At 43.9% G+C, this 3,098-nt stretch carries 3 protein-coding genes; 1 reads left to right on the plus strand and 2 read right to left on the minus strand.

All coding sequences use genetic code 11. The features are described 5' to 3' along the window. On the plus strand, positions 1-507 hold a 507-nt coding region (locus tag ACLFWI_RS28850), incomplete at its 5' end, for an REP-associated tyrosine transposase (RefSeq protein ID WP_446415787.1). Between the two features lie 146 nt (positions 508-653). Here ACLFWI_RS28850 and ACLFWI_RS28855 read toward each other — a convergent pair. Further along, positions 654-1,925, minus strand: coding sequence for a HEAT repeat domain-containing protein (locus ACLFWI_RS28855; protein WP_446415788.1), 1,272 nt, complete (start codon positions 1,923-1,925; stop codon positions 654-656). A gap of 7 nt (positions 1,926-1,932) precedes the next feature. Continuing rightward, positions 1,933-3,098 (minus strand): eCIS core domain-containing protein (locus tag ACLFWI_RS28860; protein WP_446415789.1); only part of this gene is annotated, 1,166 nt, incomplete at its 5' end.

Here is a 3,098-nt window from a genome sequence, read left to right on the forward strand (position 1 = left end):
ATTCCTCTATTCTCAGAGGTTGAAAATATATCTCGGTTACGGAAGGCGATCGCGAAAATGCGTCAAGAAAAACCCTTTGACATCACCGCCGCCGTTGTTTTACCGGATCATCTTCATTTGATCTGGACGTTACCAGCAAATGATTCTGATTATTCTCAGCGTGTGTCTCGATTTAAGGTGTTATTTACGCGCTCTTTACGGGGGAAATCTGCATTTTCTGTCGAGATTTCTGCTTCTCGCCGTAAGCACCGAGAAAGTGATGTTTGGCAACGTCGGTTTTGGGAACATACGATTCGTGACGAGGATGATTTAAACAAGCATTTAGATTATATTCATTACAATCCAGTTAAGCATGGTTTGGTGTCTTGTCCTCATTTGTGGATATATTGCAGTTTTGACAAATGGGTGAAAGCTGGTAGGTATCAAGTAGATTGGGGATGTCATTGTGGTGCGAATTTACCACAAGTTCCGGATTTTCGAGATTTAGAAGATAAAGTCGGCGAGTAGGGTGGGCAATATGGATATAATTTTTGGTGAAATTGTTAAATTAACGTAATTTACCCACCCTACAAGATCATGTGATCGCACTCAGTTAACAAAATTTATGTCCAGGTACTTATGCATGGCTAATCCCATTGGACTTTACATCGGTCTTATAATCTAGCTGAACATTTTCTGCCGTGATAATAATAATAACCGACTTCAAATTGAGCAGCGTTTTGTTGATACCAACCGATCAACTCATCTAATGCCGTAAAATTATCTAGTAAATCTCCCCATTCCCTAAACGGTTTGTAAATTCCCGTCGTTGCTACCCATTGGTACCAATGGTATCTTGGCAATATTCCACTTTCAATTTGATGTAAGTGACGAATAGGTAAATATAGCTGTTTGCCACAATAACGCCGATTGGGTTCCATTGTCTCCAATCTAGCTCTGGCAATCTTTTCAAATTCGCTTTGACTTTCACTCATCAAACTCACTTCGGTCTTAAATTTACAACTTTTTTCAAACTCCTGTAAGTCTTCATCTAACCAATCCCAAAGAGTACCTGTCGCCTGTTCAACGACATCAATTGATGCATCGGATAACAACGGAATAATATGCCGATATACCTGACGATCTCCGAACAAGCTCAAACTCGTGAGTACCTTGAGCCGAATGTCTTCTGATGGGTGGTTTAAGGCGGGCAAGAGCCTATCCAAGGATTCCTGACGAGGAATGTTTCCCAACCAGAAATAAATGGTCTCCTCTTCCGCGTTGTTCTTCCCAACCTGGCTGAGCAAGTGTTCGTAGGCATCTTGACTCTGATAAACAGCTCTTAATCCTAAAGCAGTTAGGGATAATGTTCCTTGAGATTGTTGTTCGATTTCTTGGGCAACCAGCAATCCTGGCTCGGGCATCAAGGTCACTAGCTGAGAAAGAATAGAGGCACAACCCCACCAGTCGCTATTACCCTGAATGTAGGAAAGGACAGTCGGAATTACCTCAGCCGAACGCTGGCGAGTCAACGCTTCAACTAAGGCGTAAACCGCAATTTCTGGTGAATCTTTTTCTTGCTGTCTGGCTATCTCAGTTTCTAGGGCTGATATCGTTTCCGAGGAGGGAGCTAAATGAAGTAGAGGCATTATCGCTCCTGTAGACTGACAAGCCCCTTTGAGGACGATTGAAGCTGAGCCAGGCCAGCCCGAGCGAGCTAAGATGAGGCAGGCCATCTGAGAATATCGACTTAAGTTAGACTCGAAAGAACTTAGGGCGATCTTCTCAAGTCGATTCCTGACATTGGATAAAGCCCGAATCTGGTTTTCTACAGTGAAAAATTTTTGAATTTCTTCCCTGACTTGACGATGGTCGCTTCCTCGATAGTCTCGAAGATTATCTAGATGCTGTTCGGCTTGATTCAGCAAACGAATTAGTTTTTTCATAACCAACTTAGCTAATTGCAGCAACTCTGTAAGTCGTCCCTGGAGGGTGTCTATAAAGATTGGTTGATACGCCGTAATTCGTTAGCTGTGCTTGCTCTCGCAAAGCTGAATGCCCTCTCGTATGATTTTGTCCCCAAACCCCAACTAAATTTCCTATGATGTCTTGACCTCCTAGAAAAAGCGGAATTAGATGGTGAACCGCTTGTCCGTCTGATATGTTATATTGCCTTCTGAACTGGTTCGGTAAATTTGGGTCTCGCCTACCTGGTCTAGTTCTTGTTAAGCGTTTTCCGACATATACTTTATCTACGTTCGGACGCGATTGCGAGCGGGTTGGCAAGCCAAAACCTGCCCATCGGGGCCAAATAATTGGTAGATTTTGAGGTGGGTTTTCTTGGGAGTTTGGGTTGTTATCCTCAAAACTGCAATAAGTTTCGAGAGGAAGTAGGAGCACACGCCTTACGCCAGTTTCTCGATTACCTACCTGTGCTTCTCCCGTGAGGCTTACTCGACCGATATTGGCACTTTGAGTGTATTGAATCGTTATCTGATCTGTTACAACCCTTCTAGCTCTCAAAGGTGCGCGTGGAATAGTTCTTACTTGACCATCGCGAAAATTAAGCCAGAGACGATAGCTACTGATACGATCTCCACGATTAGCTATCAACGTCCAGACTACTGTCATGTTATAGTTTTGATCGCAAAAGCAAGCCAACCTATCCGTTCCCTCATTACCTGTTTTTTGTTCAGCATTACGGCTTGAGGCAATGGTTATTTCATTTAAAGACGATCGCTGCTGTATCCCCTTCATCTGGACAGCCTTTTCCTCCGCTTCCCCTAGCGGCTGCTTTAGTAATTTTTCCTCCTCAGCAATTTGTGATCGATCAACAGTCTGCGTTTGACCCAATTGCTCAGCTTGCAAGCGCAATTCCTTATTCACGGTTTCACCAGAAATGTGACTGGAGAGTTCCTTTGCTTGAAGCTGTTCTTGTTCCCCCTCTTCTGGATGGGATTCCTTTCCTTGTTTGCTAAAGACAGGCTGGCTTTGAACCGCTTTACCATTCTGCTGCACTACATGAGTCAACTCATGAGCCGTCAACTCATTATTCCCCGGCTCTTTCCCCGCCCCAAAATAAACATCACTCCCATGAGTAAACGCCTGAGCGCCTAACT

The organism is Coleofasciculus sp., from assembly GCF_046539235.1.
Classification (GTDB): Bacteria; Cyanobacteriota; Cyanobacteriia; order Cyanobacteriales; family Coleofasciculaceae; genus Coleofasciculus.